General features: G+C 71.7%; 17 protein-coding genes. 3 read left to right on the top strand and 14 right to left on the bottom strand.

The genetic code is table 11. The features are described from left to right. Positions 1-362 precede the first annotated feature (362 nt). From ACWCP0_RS04410 to ACWCP0_RS04380, 7 genes are all read right to left on the bottom strand, one after another. Positions 363-1,361 carry a TIGR03842 family LLM class F420-dependent oxidoreductase gene (locus ACWCP0_RS04410; protein WP_451077336.1) on the bottom strand — a complete coding sequence of 333 codons (999 nt, stop codon included), beginning with the start codon at positions 1,359-1,361 and terminating at the stop codon, positions 363-365. 9 nt (positions 1,362-1,370) lie between these two features. Continuing rightward, complete coding sequence (gene hydA, locus ACWCP0_RS04405; protein ID WP_451077335.1) at positions 1,371-2,774, bottom strand: dihydropyrimidinase; 1,404 nt, start codon at positions 2,772-2,774, stop codon at positions 1,371-1,373. A gap of 16 nt (positions 2,775-2,790) precedes the next feature. Beyond that, positions 2,791-4,077, bottom strand: a complete 1,287-nt coding sequence (locus ACWCP0_RS04400) for an aspartate aminotransferase family protein (protein ID WP_451077334.1) — start codon at positions 4,075-4,077, stop codon at positions 2,791-2,793. Further along, a complete protein-coding gene (locus ACWCP0_RS04395; RefSeq protein ID WP_451077333.1) occupies positions 4,074-4,916 on the bottom strand; it encodes a nitrilase-related carbon-nitrogen hydrolase in 843 nt (280 codons plus the stop codon). The genes ACWCP0_RS04400 and ACWCP0_RS04395 overlap by 4 nt, the downstream gene beginning before the upstream one ends. Before the next feature lie 169 nt (positions 4,917-5,085). Then, on the bottom strand, positions 5,086-6,528 hold the full coding sequence (locus tag ACWCP0_RS04390) for a UL36 very large tegument protein (protein ID WP_451077332.1): 1,443 nt from the start codon (positions 6,526-6,528) through the stop codon (positions 5,086-5,088). A gap of 115 nt (positions 6,529-6,643) precedes the next feature. Then, the gene (locus ACWCP0_RS04385) at positions 6,644-7,033 is read right to left on the bottom strand and encodes a PPOX class F420-dependent oxidoreductase (protein ID WP_451077331.1); all 390 of its coding nucleotides are present in this window, start codon (positions 7,031-7,033) and stop codon (positions 6,644-6,646) included. A 9-nt stretch (positions 7,034-7,042) separates the two neighbouring features. Next, positions 7,043-7,444: a winged helix-turn-helix transcriptional regulator gene (locus ACWCP0_RS04380; protein ID WP_451077330.1), complete on the bottom strand. Its 402-nt coding sequence runs from the start codon at positions 7,442-7,444 to the stop codon at positions 7,043-7,045. A 62-nt stretch (positions 7,445-7,506) separates the two neighbouring features. Between ACWCP0_RS04380 and ACWCP0_RS04375 the strand changes: the two genes are divergently transcribed. Further along, positions 7,507-8,151: an NAD(P)-dependent oxidoreductase gene (locus ACWCP0_RS04375; RefSeq protein WP_451077329.1), complete on the top strand. Its 645-nt coding sequence runs from the start codon at positions 7,507-7,509 to the stop codon at positions 8,149-8,151. Between the two features lie 6 nt (positions 8,152-8,157). Here the strand turns inward: ACWCP0_RS04375 and ACWCP0_RS04370 are convergent, their stop codons facing one another. After that, on the bottom strand, positions 8,158-8,409 hold the full coding sequence (locus ACWCP0_RS04370; RefSeq protein ID WP_451077328.1) for a helix-turn-helix domain-containing protein: 252 nt from the start codon (positions 8,407-8,409) through the stop codon (positions 8,158-8,160). Positions 8,410-8,450: 41 nt separating this feature from the next. Between ACWCP0_RS04370 and map the strand changes: the two genes are divergently transcribed. Continuing rightward, a complete protein-coding gene (gene map, locus ACWCP0_RS04365; protein WP_451077327.1) occupies positions 8,451-9,218 on the top strand; it encodes a type I methionyl aminopeptidase in 768 nt (255 codons plus the stop codon). Positions 9,219-9,238: 20 nt separating this feature from the next. Here the strand turns inward: map and ACWCP0_RS04360 are convergent, their stop codons facing one another. From ACWCP0_RS04360 to ggt, 6 genes are all read right to left on the bottom strand, one after another. Further along, the gene (locus tag ACWCP0_RS04360) at positions 9,239-10,474 is read right to left on the bottom strand and encodes a cytochrome P450 (RefSeq protein ID WP_451077326.1); all 1,236 of its coding nucleotides are present in this window, start codon (positions 10,472-10,474) and stop codon (positions 9,239-9,241) included. Continuing rightward, complete coding sequence (locus tag ACWCP0_RS04355) at positions 10,471-11,751, bottom strand: cytochrome P450 (protein WP_451077325.1); 1,281 nt, start codon at positions 11,749-11,751, stop codon at positions 10,471-10,473. The genes ACWCP0_RS04360 and ACWCP0_RS04355 overlap by 4 nt, the downstream gene beginning before the upstream one ends. A gap of 37 nt (positions 11,752-11,788) precedes the next feature. After that, positions 11,789-13,183 carry an NAD(P)/FAD-dependent oxidoreductase gene (locus ACWCP0_RS04350; protein WP_451077324.1) on the bottom strand — a complete coding sequence of 465 codons (1,395 nt, stop codon included), beginning with the start codon at positions 13,181-13,183 and terminating at the stop codon, positions 11,789-11,791. Next, positions 13,173-13,403 carry a ferredoxin gene (locus ACWCP0_RS04345; RefSeq protein ID WP_451077389.1) on the bottom strand — a complete coding sequence of 77 codons (231 nt, stop codon included), beginning with the start codon at positions 13,401-13,403 and terminating at the stop codon, positions 13,173-13,175. Before ACWCP0_RS04345 ends, ACWCP0_RS04350 begins: the two co-directional genes overlap by 11 nt. 103 nt (positions 13,404-13,506) lie before the next feature. After that, complete coding sequence (locus tag ACWCP0_RS04340; protein ID WP_451077323.1) at positions 13,507-14,145, bottom strand: hypothetical protein; 639 nt, start codon at positions 14,143-14,145, stop codon at positions 13,507-13,509. Positions 14,146-14,265: 120 nt separating this feature from the next. Beyond that, entirely contained in the window at positions 14,266-16,074 is a 1,809-nt protein-coding gene (gene ggt / locus ACWCP0_RS04335; protein WP_451077322.1) for a gamma-glutamyltransferase, read from the bottom strand. A gap of 105 nt (positions 16,075-16,179) precedes the next feature. On the opposite strand from ggt, the gene ACWCP0_RS04330 reads away from it, so the two are divergent. Further along, a complete protein-coding gene (locus tag ACWCP0_RS04330; protein ID WP_451077321.1) occupies positions 16,180-16,923 on the top strand; it encodes a hypothetical protein in 744 nt (247 codons plus the stop codon). Positions 16,924-17,004 lie beyond the last annotated feature (81 nt).

Raw genomic sequence — 17,004 nt, 5'->3', positions numbered from 1 at the left:
GGGGCCCGGGGAAAGGCCCCGACGTCACGCCCCGCCGACGATCGCGGTGGGGCGTTCCCCCATGCCCGAAGGGCGTAGGGGACGCGGGTCCGGGGGCAGAGCCCGCAACGGGGTCGGGGGCCTGCCCACTGTTCGGGAAATGGGGTCCCCCACGCCCACGGGAGCAGGACGCAGGGGTCCGCGTTCCCCCATGCCCGAAGGGCCTAGGGGACGCGGGTCCGGGGGCAGAGCCCGCAACCGGGTCGGGGGCCTGCCCACTGTTCGGGAAATGGGGTCCCCCACGCCCACGGGAGTAGGACGCAGGGTTCGGGGAGGGGCGAGGCCCCGCCTCAGGCACGGCGGTCCGGGGCGGGGCCCCCGGGTCAGCCCAGCGCGGGGATGACGTGCTCGCCGTACGCGTCGATCACGGCCTCCCGGGCGTCGTGCATCGCGTACACCGCGAACTGGTCGACGCCCAGGTCCCGCAGCGCCTTCAGCTTCTCGATGTGCGCGGACACGGGCCCGAGCAGGCAGAAGTGGTCCACGATCTCGTCGGGCACGAAGTCCGTCGACGGGTTGCCCGCGCGCCCGTGGTGGCCGTAGTCGTAGCCGTGCCGTTCCTTGATGTACGCGGTGAGCGCCTCGGGCACCATGTCCGAGTGCTCGCCGTACCGCGCGACGAGGTCGGCGACATGGTTGCCGACCATCCCGCCGAACCAGCGGCACTGATCCCGCGCGTGCGCCAGATCGTCGCTGACGTACGCGGGCGCCGCGACGCAGATCGTGATCGAGTCCGGGTCGCGGCCGGCCTGCGCCGCGGCGTCGCGCACCGCCTTGACCATCCACTCGGTGAGGTAGAGGTCGGCGAGCTGCAGGATGAACCCGTCGGCCTTCTGCCCGGCGAGTGCCAGCGCCTTCGGACCGTAGGCGGCCATCCACACCGGCAGCTTTCCGTTCCGCACCCAAGGGATGCGGACCGTCTGCCCGTCTATGACCGTCTCCCGGCCCTCGGCGAGGTCACGGATGGCGGGGATCGCCTCGCCGAGGCGCGCCAGGGTGTTGGGCTTGCGGCCGGCGACGCGCATCGCGGAGTCGCCGCGCCCGATGCCGCACACCGTCCGGTTGCCGAACATCTCGTTGAGCGTGGCGAAGGTCGATGCGGTCACCTCCCACGTCCGGGTCCCGGGGTTGGTGACCATCGGGCCGACGTGCATCTTCCGGGTGTGTTCCAGGATCTGGCTGTAGATGACGAACGGCTCCTGCCAGAGCACCGCCGAGTCGAAGGTCCAGCCGTACCGGAAGCCGTTGCGTTCCGCGCGCCGCATCAGGCCGACGACCGCCGAGGCGGGCGGATCGGTCTGCAGGACGAGTCCGAAGTCCACCGGGACCTCCTAGTTCAGGTACTGACAGGTGGAGCGGGGGGTGTACACGCCGTGGCCGGCGCGGCCGGTGAACTCCCGCTGGTCGATGACGGTTTCGCCGCGTGAGAGGACGGTCTCCACCCGGCCGGTGATCCGCTTCCCCTCGTACGCCGAGTAGTCGACGTTCATGTGGTGGGTCTCGGCCGACAGGACCTGCTCGACGCCCGGGTCGTAGATCACGACATCGGCGTCGGCGCCCGGCGCGATCGTGCCCTTCTTCGGGTAGAGCCCGAACATCCGGGCAGGGGTCGCGCAGGCGATCTCGATCCACCGGCGCCTGCTGATGTGTCCGTCGAGCACCGCCTGGTGGAGCAGGTCCATGCGGTTCTCCACGCCCGGCAGGCCGTTGGGGATCTTGGAGAAGTCGCCCCGGCCGAGCTCCTTCTGGCCGGCGAAGCAGAAGGGGCAGTGGTCGGTGGAGACGACCTGGAGGTCGTTGGTGCGCAGCCCGCGCCAGAGCGCCGCCTGGTGCTCCTTGGGCCTCAGCGGCGTGCTGCACACGTACTTCGCGCCCTCGAAGTCCGGCTCCGCAAGGTTGTCCGTGGACAGGAACAGATACTGCGGGCAGGTCTCGCCGAAGACGTTCAGCCCCTTGTCCCGGGCGGCGGCGAGCTCGGCGACGGCCTCGTCGGCCGAGACGTGGACGACGTACAGCGGTGCCCTCGCGACCCGGGCCAGCTGGATCGCGCGGTGCGTGGCCTCGGCCTCCAGCAGCACCTTCCGGACCTCGCCGTGATAGCGGGGGTCGGTCTCGCCGCGCGCGAGGGCCTGTTCGACGAGGACGTCGATCGCGATGCCGTTCTCGGCGTGCATCATGATCAGTCCGCCGTTGGCGGTGCCGCGCTGCATGGCCCGCAGGATCTGTCCGTCGTCGCTGTAGAAGACGCCGGGGTAGGCCATGAAGAGCTTGAAGGAGGTCACGCCCTCCTCGACGAGCAGGTCCATCTCCTTGAGCGACGACTCGTTGACGTCGGAGAGGATCATGTGGAAGCCGTAGTCGACGGCGCAGTTCCCGTCGGCCTTCGCGTACCAGGCGTCGAGTCCCTCGCGCAGGCTGTGGCCGACGGTCTGGACGGCGAAGTCCACGATGGTGGTGGTGCCGCCCCAGGCGGCGGCCCGGGTGCCGGTCTCGAAGGTGTCGGAGGCGAAGGTGCCGCCGAAGGGCAGCTCCATGTGGGTGTGGGCGTCGACGCCGCCCGGGATGACGTACTTCCCGGTGGCGTCGATGGTGCGGTCGGCGGTCCAGCTCTCGGCCGCGGTGGAGCCGTGCGCCGCGAGGGCGGCGATGCGCCCGTCCTCGACGAGGACGTCGGCATGGGTCTCGTCGGCGGCGGTGATGACGAGTCCGCCGCGGATCAGGGTGCGGTTGCTCATGGTTCCCTGCTTCTCCTCATGACTGGACGCTGCGCAGGGCCCGTTCGAGGATCGCGGCCCCTTCCTCTGCCTCCGCGACGGTGAGCGACAGCGGCGGTGCGAGCCGCAGCACGCTGGTGTTGTGCGCGCCGCCCTTGCCGATGAGCAGGCCGCCTTCGCGGGCCGCTTCGAGCACGGCGGATGCGGCTTCCGGATACGCCTCGTCCGTACCCGGCTTCACCAGCTCCACGCCGATCATCAGTCCGCGGCCACGCACCTCGCGGACGGCCGGGACGGCGGCGCCGATGGCGCGCAGCCGCTCGATGAGGAGTCCGCCGACGCGGCGCGCGTTGCCCTGCAGGTCGTGTTCGAGGAGGTACGTGAGGTTCGCCAGGCCCGCCGCCATGGTGACGGGCGAGCCGCCGAAGGTGGAGATGGAGTTGGCGTCGATGCAGTTCATGACGTCGGCGCGGGCGACGACGCCGCCGACGGACATGCCGTTGCCGATGCCCTTGGCGAACGTCAGGATGTCCGGCGGGCCGTTCTCGGCGTGCGCCTGCCAGCCCCAGAAGTGGTCGCCGGTCCTGCCCCAGCCGGTCTGCACCTCGTCGGAGATCCACAGGATGCCGTGCCGGTCCAGGACCTCGCGGAACGCGGCGTACAGCCCGTCGGGCGGGGAGGTGAAGCCGCCGACGCCCTGGACGGGCTCGGCGATGAGCGCGGCGACGTCGTGGGTGTGGCCGAGGAGGTCCTCCAGGTCGGCGACGCAGGCCTCGGTGAACTGCGCGTCCGACAGCGCCGCGTACGGCCCGCGGGTGCGGACGCCGCCATGCACGTACAGGGTCTGCAGCGGGGAGAGCGTGGTCGGGGACCAGGCGCGGTTGCCGGTGATGGAGACGGCCGAGAAGGAGCGGCCGTGGTAGCTGTTGCGCATCGCGAGGATCTGTCCCGACCTGCGGTACGCGGTGGCCAGGAGCAGCGCCGTGTCGTTGGCCTCGGTGCCGGACGTCGTGAAGAAGACGCGGGCGTCGGGGATTCCGGAGAGGGCGGCGATGCGCTCGGCGAGCTCGACCATGGGGCGGTTGAGGTAGAGCGTGGAGGAGTGGATGATCCGCCCGGCCTGTTCGCTCACCGCCTTGGTGACCTCGGGGAGGGCGTGGGCGGTCATGGTGGTGAGGATGCCGCCGAAGAAATCGAGGTAGCGGTTGCCGGCCGCGTCCCAGACGTGCCGTCCCTCGCCGTGGCTGATCTCGATGGGCTGCTGGTAGTAGAGGGCCACCCAGTCGGGGATGACGGCCCGGTGCCGGTCGTACAGGTCGCTCATGGCTGCACCAGCCCCTCGTAGGCGTCGGGCCTGCGGTCTCGGTAGAACGCCCACTGCTGGCGTACCTGCTCGATGAGGCCGAAGTCGAGGTCGCGGACGACCAGTTCCTCCTCCTTGTCGCTGGCGACGTCGCCGACGAACTGGCCGCGCGGGTCGACGAAGTAGCTGGTGCCGTAGAAGTCGTTGTCGCCGTACTCCTCCTGGCCGACGCGGTTGATGGCGGCGATGAAGTACTCGTTGGCGACGGCGGCCGCGGGCTGCTCCAGCTGCCAGAGGTAGGAGGAGAGTCCGCGCGAGGTGGCGGACGGGTTGTACACCAACTGGGCGCCGTTCAGGCCGAGCTGGCGCCAGCCCTCGGGGAAGTGGCGGTCGTAGCAGATGTATACGCCGACCTTGCCGACGGCGGTGTCGAAGACGGGCCAACCTGCGTTGCCCGGCTTGAAGTAGTACTTCTCCCAGAAGCCCTTGACCTGCGGGATGTGGTGCTTGCGGTACTTGCCGAGGAAGGTGCCGTCGGCGTCGATGACGGCGGCGGTGTTGTAGTAGAAGCCGGAGCCCTCGACCTCGAAGACGGGCACGACGATCACCATGCCGGTCTCGCGGGCGAGGTCGCGCATGCGCAGGACCGTGGGTCCGTCGGGGACGGGCTCGGCCCAGCGGTAGTGCTCCGCCTCCTGCACCTGGCAGAAGTACGGCGCGTTGAAGACCTCCTGGAATCCGATGACCTTGGCACCCTGCCGGGCCGCCTCGCGGGCGTGCTCCTCATGCTTGGCGATCATGGATTCGGTGTCGCCGGTCCAGGTCGCCTGGACGAGTGCGGCGCGTACGACGTTGGTCATGAGCTGCTCCTTCGACAGGACGTCAGAGAGCCTCTACGCACGTAGACACGGTGCGTAGGAGGAGAACGTAAGCCCCGTCACACACTGGGGCAAGACCATCGTCGTCAACCCGCAGTGTCGATCATGTTTCACACCTGAGCGGTCGACAAACAGCGTATACCGTACTTTTTCAACCGCTGACGATCCCGGCGACGCGCAGGGCGTGCACCACATCGCGCTCGCGCTCGGGGGACACGGCACGGGCCGCGACGAGCAGTTGCGGTACCAGCCTGCGGGGGTCGGGGGCCGTGAGCTGCGCGGAGTCCTCCGGGGTGCGGGCCCGGACGAAGGCGGTGAGCAGCGCGTCCGCCTCGGCGCGGTCGCCGGCCTCGCCGAGGGCGAGCACGGCGTCGGCGATCTCGGCGGCCGGGCGGGCGACGCCCTGGCGCAGCAGCTGCCCGCAGTCCTCGGCCCTCCCGGCCGCGGCGAGCGCCCCCGCGGCGGCGGCGAGCCGGCCCGGCGGCAGCGACGCGGCCTCCCAGAGCAGCGTGGCCCAGTCGGCGCCGAGGCCCGCGCGGTGCAGCTCCGCCGCCAGCACCGGCAGCCAGGCGGCGGGGCGGACGGCGGCCTCGCACAGCTGGGCGTGCGCCTCGCCGCCGCGCCCCTCGGCGCGCAGCCGTACGAGGGCGGCGACGGTCTCGGCCGCTGCGCGCCGCGCGCGGGCGACCTCCTCCCCCTGCCTCTCGTGCGCCGCCTCCGGCTCGACCGCTGCGCCCGCGTCCGCCCCGCCGAAGCGCGCGCCGCGCGGACGGATGCCGGCGGCGGGCAGGTCGGGTACGGCGACAGCCTCGTCGTCTCCCCCGTCGCCCCAGGCGTACCGGGCACCCCTGGGCCTCCGCTTCGTGCTGCGCCGGGTGCTCCGCGAGGACTCCGCGGGGCCGTGGGCCGGCGCCTCGGGGGCCGCGTCGGGGGCTGCCTCGGAGAACGCCTGGGGGGACACCTCGGGGGCTGCCTCGGAGAACGCCTGGGGGGACACCTCGGCGGCCGAAGCAGGGTCCTGCCGACCGGGGTTGGGCGGTCTAGCGCCAGGTGAGGCGCCGGCCGGTCCCGGCCGGCGATCTGCAGGCGGTGTCCAGACGTCCCCGTCGGGGTGACCCGACGCCCAGTCCCCCAGGGCCGCGAGGCGAGCGGACAGCTCCGTGCAGCGAGCAGTTGCGCGGGTGTGGTCGTCGTTCGTCCAGGACAGTTCGTGGGCGAGGCGCTGGTACTCGGGGCTGCGCTCGGGCAGGGCGGACAGTTGACGCAGGAGTTCCTGGCCGCGGTCCGCCGCGTAGGCCTGTTCGCGGCGCATCAGGTCCAGTCGCTCCTGGAGGGCGTCCGGACCCCCGGACATGCGGTCGTGCGCGGCAGCCGCGGCGGAGTGCAGGGCCCGGGCGCGTACCGTCTCGCCGCCGTCGGCCGGGAGGTCCTGGAGGAGCGACTCCACCACGTCCCAGGGCGGGATCTCCGCGCCCTGCAGGCAGGCGACCAGTCCGCCGGGGTCGCGCTGCCAGAAGACCGCGTACCAGCCGCCGCCCCGGTCGAGCCGGTCGGCCAGCTCTCTCAGGTACCGCGCGAAAACCCCTACTTCCACGGGGAGTTGATGCACCACCATCTCCGCCCGCCCCTTCGCTTCCGGTTCGCAGGCATTCGACCTCAGCCGTGTTACGGGACGGCTACGCGGAGTTTTCGGTGGCGGAGCGGATCGCTCAACGTAGCGGGAGCGTCACTGCGATGCCCGTGTGCGGGCGCTTGCCGAGCCGTACGACGGCGGCGGGCCGGTCGACGAGCCAGAACTGCCAGGTGTACTTGCGCAGCAGCGCCTTGCGGACCTTCTTCATGTCCGCGTCGTCCAGCAGCCGCGCCGTTCCCTCCACGGCCTCGGCGCCCTCCGCGACCCTCCCGCGCACATCGCACGCGGCCACGGTGACCCGGCCGTCCCTGCGCAGCCGCTTGACCTTCCACGAGTCGGAGCGGGTCCACACGTACACCTCACCCCCCTCGACGGCGAACCACACGGGTGTGGCGACGCCCGTCCCGTCCTTGCGGAAGGTGGTGAGGCTGATGTACTTCGCGCGGTCGAGCTCCTGGAGATCCACGGCGCGACCCTACTCCGCGCGGTGCGCCACTCCGGAGTCGTAGGCGCCACGGGCCTGAGTGATCTCGGCCAGATGGGCACGCGACCAGGCGCAGGCGGTGTCGAGCGGGCCGAGCAGCGAGCGGCCGAGCGCGGTCAGTTCGTATTCGACGCGCGGCGGGTTCTCGTCGTACACGGTTCTGCTCAGGAAGCCGTTGCGCTCCATCGACCGCAGGGTCTCGGTGAGCACCTTGGGGGTGATCCAGTGGAGCGGTACGCGGAGTTCGGAGAAGCGGCGCGGGCCGCCGTCCAGGCAGCGCAGCACCCATGCGGACCACTTGTCACCGACGCGCAGCGGCCGCGTCCCGGCCCCGGCGAAGCAGTCGGCTTCGGGGAACATGTCGGCGCGCAGCGGCTCGCGGGTGGCAGGCATGGCTCGGACGCTAGCCCAGTACCGTTGAAGTAACCAGGCATGTCCGATCTACCGTCCGGGACATGAGCGACATCATCGTTTTCGGAGCAGGCGGACGGGTCGGCCGGGCGGCCGTGGCGGAGGCGGTGGCCCGCGGCCACCGGGTGACGGCGGTGGTGCGGGACCCCGCGAAGTACCCGGCCCTGGGCGGGGACGGCATCACGGTCGTACGGGGCGACGCGACCGATGCCGCATCGGTGGCGGCACTCGCGGCGGGCCACGGCGCCGCGGTCAACGCCTCGGCGCGGCTGGACATCCCGTCCGTGGAGCACTTCACCGCAGCGGCGAAGGCCCTGATCGCGGGTCTGGGTGAGGCGGGCGTACATCGGCTGCTGGTGCTGGGCATCGCGACGACACTGGAGACCGCGCCCGGCGTACGGGTGATGGACGCGCCGGGCTTCCCGGCGGAGTACCGGGCGTTCTCGCAGGGCCATGTCGCCGAGTTCGGGGTGCTGGCCGCGGCGGATCCGGCGTCCCTGGACTGGCTGATGGTCGTCCCGCCGATGAATCTGGACGCCGAGGCGCCGCGGACCGGCGGCTACCGGGCGGCGGTGGGCACGGTCCTGGACGGTCCGGGCCGTATCTCGCACGCGGATCTGGCGATCGCGCTGCTGGACGAGATCGAGCGGCCGCGCCACAGCCGGGTGCAGCTGGCGGTCGCCACGTAGTCACGGCTACGCGGGCACGAGCGCGCAGCGCGTCACGAGGTCGTCCATGGACAGGCCGAGCGCGCCGGCCAGCGCGGCCACGGTGAAGAAGGCCGGGGTCGGGGCGCGGCCCGTCTCGATCTTGCGGAGCGTCTCGGGCGAGAGCCCGGCGGCCGCCGCGACCTCCACCATGCTCCGCGGGCCGCGCGCCTCACGGAGCAACCGGCCGAGCCGCTCGCCGCGTTCGCGCTCTTCGGGGGTCAGGGGCGTACGAACCATGCCGTCATTCTAATACCGCTTCGACCGGTATAGTAATTGGCATGGTGGAGATCAAGACAGACGCATCCCTGGACGCCATGCGCGCCGCCGGCCGGGTCGTCGCGCAGGCCCTCGCCGCGGTACGGCAGGCGGCGGCCGTCGGCGTCACGCTCCAGGCCCTGGACGAGACCGCCCGTGCCGTGCTCCGCGAGGCCGGCGCGGGCTCGCCCTTCCTGAACTACCGGCCCGACTGGGCCCCCATCCCCTTCCCCGCCGTCGTCTGCGCGTCCGTCAACGACGCGATCGTGCACGGCATCCCGGACGGCCGCCGGCTCCGCGACGGCGACCTCGTGAGCATCGACTGCGGAGCGGTCCTGGACGGCTGGGTCGGCGACTCGGCCATCAGCTTCACCGTCGGCCGCCCCCGCCCCGAGGACGTACGCCTGGTCGACACCGCGTACGAGGCCCTGGCGGCGGGCATCGGCGCGGCGGTCGTCGGCAACCGCATCGGGGACATCGCCCACGCCATCGGCCGCGTCTGCCGGGCCGCGGGCTACGGCATCCCGTCCGGCTTCGGCGGCCACGGCGTGGGCCGCACGATGCACGAGGACCCGAGCGTCCCGAACGAGGGCCGCCCGGGCCGCGGAATGCCGCTGCGCCACGGGATGGTGCTCGCGATCGAGCCGATGCTGATCGAGGGCGGTGGCGACGGCCACTACACGGACCGGGACGGCTGGACGCTGCGCACGTCGGACGGATCCCGCGCCTCGCACGCCGAACACACGGTGGCGATCACGGACGACGGCCCGCGGATCCTGACCTCGCTCTGATCCCGCTCAGGCCCGGCCGCTCACGGCCGGATGTCGTCGCAGGCGATGGGCAGATGGCGAGGGCCGCGCAGGACCGCGTTCTGCCGGTACTCGGGCGGATCCTCCAGCAGCCGGGGGTTCACGAGCCTGCGCGCCAGCTCGCTCAGCGCGAGCTGCGCCTCCAGCCGGGCGAGCGGCGCACCGAAGCAGCTGTGGATGCCGCTGCCGAAACCCAGGTGCTCGATGCCCTTGCGGTCCGGGTCGAACCGCTCGGGGTTCTCGAAGCGCTGCGGGTCGCGGTTGCCGGCGGCCACGACCAGCCACAGCGACGCGCCCTTCGGGATGGTGACGCCACCGACGTCGATGTCCGCGACGGTGGTGCGGTTCGGCACCAGCTGCACCGGCGGCTCGAAGCGCAGCAGCTCCTCCACGACGGGCACCGCCAGTTTCGGGTTCTCGCGCAGCCGTTGGAGCACGTCCGGGTTGCGCAGGAGCGTCAGCATCCCGTTGGTGATCAGATTCACCGTGGTCTCGTGGCCGGCGATCAGCAGCAGGGCGGCGGTGCTGAGCAGCTCCATCGTCGTCATCGACCCGTCCGGGCCCTTGGCGGCCGCCAGCTCGGAGAGCATGTCGTCCGCGGGGTTCTTGCGGCGCTCCTCGATCAGCCCGGCAAGATACATGCCGAGCTGGGTCCTGGCCTCGTGGGCGATCCGGTTGCGCTCCGTCGGGTCCTCGCCCGGGGTCGGGTCGAGGCTGGCGGCGAGGGTGTCCGCCCAGGTGTGGAAGCGCGCTTCGTCCTCGCGCGGCACGCCGAGCAGCCGGCAGATCACGGTCACCGGGAACGGGTACGAGAACTGCTCGACCAGGTCGATCCGGTCCGTGTTCCCGATGCCGTCGATGAGCCCGGAGACGATCCCCCCGAGCTCGCCGCGCATCTCGTGGACCCGGCGGGGATTGTGGGGCGGGCCGAAGGACGTGTTCGTCATGCGGCGCAGCCGGTCGTGCTCCGGAGGGTCGAGCCGGATGAAGCTGGGCGGCAGACCCGTCTCCTCCCCCTCCGCCTCCAGATCGGGGCCGGGCTGCGCGGTCCGGTTGCGGGCGTCGGAGCTGACCCGCGGATCGTGCAGGAGACTCAGGATCTCCCAGTAGGTGCTCACGACGTACGCGCCGTCTCCCTCGTCGAGCACCGGCGTCTTGCGCAGCTCCGCGTACAGGGGATACGGGTTCGCGCGGTTGTCGTAGTCGATGATCTGCCGCAGGAGGTTGTCTTGGGTCATGACAGTCCTTGTGTTCGCTCGCGGCCGGTGCCGGCCGGCGCCTGAGGGCGGATGGCGTCGCAGGCGATGGGCAGATGGCGGGGGCCGCGCAGGGTCACGTTCCGCCGGTACGGCGGCGGGTCCTCCAGCAGACGGGGGTTGTCGAGCCGGTGGGCCAGTGCGGTGAGCGCGAGCTGCGTCTCCAGCCGGGCGAGCGGCGCCCCGAAGCAGCTGTGGATGCCGCTGCCGAAGCCGAGGTGCTGGTTGTCCTCGCGGTCCGGGATGAACGTGTCAGGGTCGGGGAAGCGCTCCGGGTCACGGTTGGCGGCGGCCACGGCGAGGTAGACCGTCGCCCCTCTGGGGATGCCGACTCCGCCGATCTCGATGTCCGCGAGGGTCGCGCGGGGTACCACGAAGTGCACCGGCGGCTCGTAGCGCAGCAGCTCCTCCACCATGGGGACGACCAGGTCCGGATCGCTCCGCAGCCGCTGGAGGGCTTCCGGGTGGCGCAGCAGCGTGAGCATCCCGTTGGTGATCAGGTTGACCGTCGTCTCGTGGCCGGCGATGAGCAGCAGGACCGCGGTGCTCATCAGCTCCGGCGTCGTCATGGCCCCGTCCGGTCCATGACTGGTCGCCAGCTGGGAGAGCATGTCGTCGCCGGGGTTGTTGCGGCGCGCCTCGATCAGGTTGTTCAGGAACGTGCCCATCTCCAGCCGCGCTCGGTGAACCCTGCGCATCAGCTCGGCGCGGTCCGCGTCGGGGTTCATGTCCAGGCCCGCGACGATGGCGTCGGCCCACTGGTGGAAGCGTGCCTCGTCCTCCGTCGGCACACCGAGCAGCCGGCAGATCACCGTCACGGGGAGCGGGTAGGCGACCTGGTCGACCAGGTCGATCCGGTCCGTGCTCCCGATGGCGTCGATGATGCCGGAGATCATCTCGCGCATTTCCCCGCGCATGCCGTTGATCCGGTGCGGGCTGTGCGGTGGTCCGAAGGGCCGGTTCGTGATGCGGCGGAACCGGTCGTGCTCGGGAGGGTCGAGATGCAGGAAGTTGGGCGGCAGCGGCGATTCCTCGGCCGGTTCCGCCAGGGCGTCAGCAGTCGGCGAGTCGATGTTGCGTGAGTCGGAGCTGATGCGGGGGTCGTGGAGAAGGTTCCAAACCTCCCAGTACGTACTGACGATGTAGGTGTTGTCTCCCTCGTACGTCACCGGCGTCTTGCGGAGCTCCGCGTACAACGGATACGGGTTCGCGCGGACGGCGTAATCACTGATCTGCCGTAGGAACGCGGTCTGCGTCATGACGGGTCCTTGGGGGCGTGGGTCCGCGGGCCTGGGGTCAGTGCCGGGCGGGCGTGAAGGTGATCCGCCGGTCGGACGGCGAGTAGCCACTGAGGGTGACGGTCGGTCCGTGGGTGGGCACCGACGGGTCGGGGAAGTCGGCCGGCACCGGCCGCATCCCCTCGGGACGGCGGTCCACGGTGGGGAACTGCGGCGGGAACGGCGCCGTGGTCTCGATCAGCCGCTCGTAGAACGGCAGCCACCGCGCCTGGTCGAAGGTGACGGCGCCGATGACGCGGTCCTGGAACCCGTACACACCGACGAATCTGCGCTCGGCGAGCGAGCCCTGCGAGATGAGGATCTCCGTGCCCATGGACGGCACGCCGACCGATTTGATGTTCACGCCGAACTGCGAGGACCAGAAGGCCGGGACCCAGATGTGGGGACGGCGTTCCACGCTCTCGCAGAGCATGTTGTGCGCCGCGGTCTCGGCCTGGCTGACGGCATTGCCCCAGTGCTCCAGGGACAGGAACTGGTACGCGAACAGCGGGTGGGGGGACCGTGCCACGTCACCGGCCACGAAGACGTCGTCGGTGACGATGCCCCGGATGTCGAAGGCCCGGCAGCCGGCGTCGCAGGCGATGCCCCGGGGACCCGCGCCCAGGCCCGAACCGGCGAGCCACTCGGTGTTGCGCGTCGCGCCGAGCGAGACGACCACGACGTCCGTCTCGACGCTGGAGCCGTCCGAGAGGTGGGCGGCGCGCACCCGCCCCGCCGAGTCGCCTTCGAGGCCGGTCACCATCACGCCGGTCCGCAGGTCCACACCGTTCTCGCGCTGCAGCTGTGCGGCGACCTCGCCGACGACCCCGCCGAGCGCGCCCACCAGCGGCGCGGCGCCCCGTTCCGCGACGGTGACGGCGATGCCCTGCTCGCGGCAGGCGGAGGCGATCTCCGAGCCGGTGAAGCCGGCACCGATGACGAAGACTCTGCGGGGGCCGGCCGTCAGCCGCTTGTGCAGCGCACTGGCGTCGTCGCGGGTGCGCAGGACGAAGACCCCGTCGAGTTCGGCCTCGGCCTCCTTCGGCCACGGCCTCGCCCGTACGCCGGTGGCGATCAGCAGCCGGTCGTACGCCACTTCGTCGCCGTCGGCCAGCCGTACCCGCCTGGCGGCCATGTCGAGCCCGGAGGCGGGGACCCCGAGCCGCCATTCCGCGTCCAGGGCCCGGCGCCGCGGCAGGGCGGTACGGTCCGCGGTGGCCTTGCCCAGCAGGACCCCCTTGGACAGCGGGGGCCGGTCGTACGGCTCGCACGGCTCGTCGCCGATCATGGTGAGCGTCCCGCCGAAGCCCTCTTCCCTGAGGGTCTCGGCGGCCCTGAGGCCGGCCAGGGAGGCGCCCACGACGACGATGCGCCCCTCACGCTTGAGCCAGTCGAGGAATCCCTCACCGCGCATGGGACGCCTCCCGGTCGGGCACGGTCTCGTCCGACCGGTCCATGAGGATGGCCTGGACCGGGCAGGCGGCCACGGCCTGGGCGACCTCGTCCCGGTGTGCCTCATCGGCCCGGGGGTTGTACAGCAACGATTCTTCGCCGTGCATTTCGAACACGTCCGGTGCGAGGAACGCGCACTGGGCGTACCCCTGGCATCGGTTGAGATCGACGACAAGTCTCACCACGGATCAACCCTTCCCGTGCCTGGTCACTCCCCGGTGTCAGGATGCGATCGCGCGCACCGTGCCGCATGTCGTGGCGGCCGGGAGAGTGAACGGACGGACGTCACACCACGTCGGCCGGCTGGGGCCGGGACCGGAGACGAAGCCTGATCAGATGGACGCCGACGATCGCGGACCAGACCGGGAAGACCAGTTCGGACCAGGGGAATCCCGGTCCCACGAACAGCAGCACCACACCGGCCACGTACCCGACGACGGCGAGCGGGCGCGGGAACACACCGAGGCGGTGCCCGATGGTGGTCGTCGCGAAGATGAAGACGGCGGCCATCCGCATCGCGTACGTGGTCAGCAGGGTGTACGCGAAGGTGCGGCCGAACTCCGACGGCTGATGGTCGGCCAGAATGCTGCCCGCCGCCGCGGCGGCCCCGAACATGGCGGCCACGAAGATCAGTCCGCTCCCCAGGAACACCGTCGCGACGAACCTGTCCTCCCGCTCCCCGACCTGTGCGCGCAGGGCGCCCATGAACCACAGGAAGAAGATCCCGGCGAACGGCACGAGCTCCAGCGCGGCGCGGACCGCCCTCCGCCGGTTCGGACTGAGGACGTCGTCCCCCGCCGCGGTCGCTCCCTCGGGAATCGCCAGCCGGATCAGCACGATCGCGGCCGCCAGCAGCACCGCGAACACGATCCCTGCCAGGCCGGCGGCGCGCGGCGTCCGCAGTCGCTCCCTGTTCGGTTCCATGGGCTGCTCGCTCTCTCCCCCTGCCCAGCAAGCAGCTCAGGCCCCGCCCCGCGCCACCGGGGCGACCCACGAGAGTGACACGGCACGCGCCGAGCCCGCCGCAGGCCCCCGCCGGCCGGGCTACGGCGCCGCCGGCCGCACCACCATCGCCGAGCCGCCGCCTCGCCGTACCTTCTCCGCCGCTGCCAGCCAGCGCCCGTCCGGCAGCCGCTGGATGCCCGTCGCCGCGCCGATCTCCGGGTTCTGCCGGAAGCCGTGGCCCAGCGCCTCCAGTTCGGCGCGCAGCGGGCTGTTCCACAGGGCGGGTTCGAGTTCGGTCGTCGGCTGGTTGCGCTGGCTGGCGCGCGGGGCGGCGATCGCGTCGACCAGGGGCAGTCGGCGGTCGACGACACCCGTCAGGGTCTGCAGCACCGTGGTGATGATCGTCGCGCCGCCCGGCGAGCCGAGCGCCAGCACCGGCCGCTGCCGGTCGTCGAGGACGATCGTCGGGGAGATCGAGGAGCGGGGGCGCTTGCCCGGGCCGGGGAGGTTCGGGTCGTGGACCGCCGGATCGGCCGGGGCGAAGGAGAAGTCGGTCAGCTCGTTGTTGAGGATGAAGCCCCGCCCCGGGACGGTGATCCCGCTGCCGCCCGTCGACTCGATGGTCAGCGTGTACGCGACGACGTTGCCCCACCTGTCCGCGACCGTCAGGTGTGTCGTGTTCTCGCCCTCGTACGTCGTCGGCGCGGCCCTCCCGCCGCTCGCGCACGCCGCCGGGCTCCGCGGGTCACCCGGAGCGAGCGGGCTCGTCAGCACGGCGTCGTCGCGGATCAGGCACTCCCGCGAGTCGGCGAACCGCTGCGACAGCAGCTCCCGCACCGGCACGTCCTCGAACGCCGGGTCGCCGACCCACCGCCCGCGGTCCGCGAAGGCGATCCGGCTCGCCTCGATGAAGCGATGCAGATACTTCGCCTGCGCAAGTCCCGAGAGATCCGTCCGTTCCAGGATGTTGAGTGCCTCGCCCACGCTCGTACCGCCCGAGGACGCCGGGCCCATGCCGTACACGTCCAGGCCCCGGTACGACACCCTCGTCGGAAGCCGGCGCTCCGTCTCGTACGCCGCCAGGTCGCGCAGCGTCAGGTCACCGGGCCGCACGACCCGTGTCGCGCCCTCCCGCACGGCCGGTTTCCGCACGGTGTTCACGATGTCCTGCGCGATCGCGCCCCGGTACAGGGCTCCGGTGCCCTTGCGCCCCAGTTCCTCGTACGTACGCGCGAGACCGGGGTTCTTGAACACGGACCCGACCACCGGCAGCCGCCCGCCCGGCAGGAACAGCTCGGCCGTCGCCGGGAAGTCCCGGAAGCGCGCCTCGTTCGCCTGGGTCTGGGAGCGGAACGTCGCGTCGACGGTGAATCCGTCCTTCGCCAGCCGCTCGGCCGGCTTCAGCAGCTGTCGCAGCGGCCGGCTCCCCCACGCGTCGAGCGCCGCGTCCCAGGTCGCCGGTGTGCCGGGCGTGCCGACGCCGAGGCCGCTGGTCATGCCCTCGTCGAAGGGGATGGGCTTGCCGTTCTCGAGGAAGAGGGACGCATCGGCCGAGCCGGGTGCGGTCTCGCGGCCGTCGACGGTCCGGACCGTGCGGGACTTCGCGTCGTAGTAGACCAGGAAGCCGCCGCCGCCGATGCCTGCGGAGTACGGCTCGGTCACCCCGAGTGCCGCGGCGGTCGCCACCGCCGCGTCCACCGCGTTGCCGCCGCCGCGCAGCACCTCGATGCCCGCCGCCGAGGCGTCCGCGTCGACGCTCGCGACCGCTCCCCCGTAGCCGACGGCCACCGGCTCCTTGACCGGTACCCGGGCCGGTGCCCCCGTCGGCGCGGCCGCACCTCCCGCCGACAGCACCGCCAGCGCGACGGCGGGAATCGTGACAAGACGTCCGGCAGCACCACGACGCATCCGTACCTCCAGTCGAAAAGCGTCCGCGCAGCGTAACTACACCTCAGCTTTCCCGTCAGGACCGCATCGAACACTGTTCGGCCCGGACCGCTACCATGCGCGCCCATGAATGAAGACCTGCGCAACATCGTGCTCGGCGTCGTGGCCGCCGGTATCAGCGCCTCGCTCGGCTGGTTCGCCCGTAATCACCTCTGGCGCCGCAGGCTCCGCCGGAAGCAGGCCTTCTTCGGTCTGCCGGGGAATTCCGAGTGCCTTCTCGTGGTGAACCGTGAGGCGGGCAGCGAGGGCGCGGTGCACCGCTTCGACGTGTTCGCGCTCCTTGAACTCTCCGCGCTCGTCAAGGACTGCGGGGCGCACGCCCAGATCGTCCAGCACGACGTCGCCCAGCAGGGCTTCGGCGAGCGTACGGAGTTCTGCGTCGGCGGACCGTACTCGAACCGCCGCATGGCGGCGCATCTCGCCTCGCTCCTCCCCGGCGTGGCGGTCAACACGGATGTGGAGCCGGGCCCGGACCGGGGCGCGTTCCAGATCGGCTCCGAGCGGTACCGCCTGGAGGCGGGCACCACCGAGTACGTCCTCCTCGCCCGGCTCACGGCGGGCGAGGGATCGCGGCCGGTCTTCCTCTTCTGCGGCCAGCGGGCGATCACCAATCAGGCCGCCACCCGCTATCTGGCCCGTCACCACGAGAAGCTCGCCCGCAAGCACGGCACGAACTCCTTCGTCCTGCTCCTGAAGGTCGTCAACACGCAGGCGTACGGGCCCGATGTCGTCGAACTCGTCGCGGACGTCACCAAGGCGGCGCAGGAACCGCTGCCCGCTGTCCGGAATTCGCACCGGGCCAAGAGCTAGCCGCCCTGGGCGCGGTGCCGGGAGAACGGCGCGGTGTGCGACGCCCGGCGCCGGCGTACCCGGTCGTCGCGTGCTTGAACG

The organism is Streptomyces sp. NPDC001970 (genome assembly GCF_053594115.1).
Note: the sequence above shows the minus strand (reverse complement) of the source record. Positions and strands in the feature narration are given on the sequence as shown.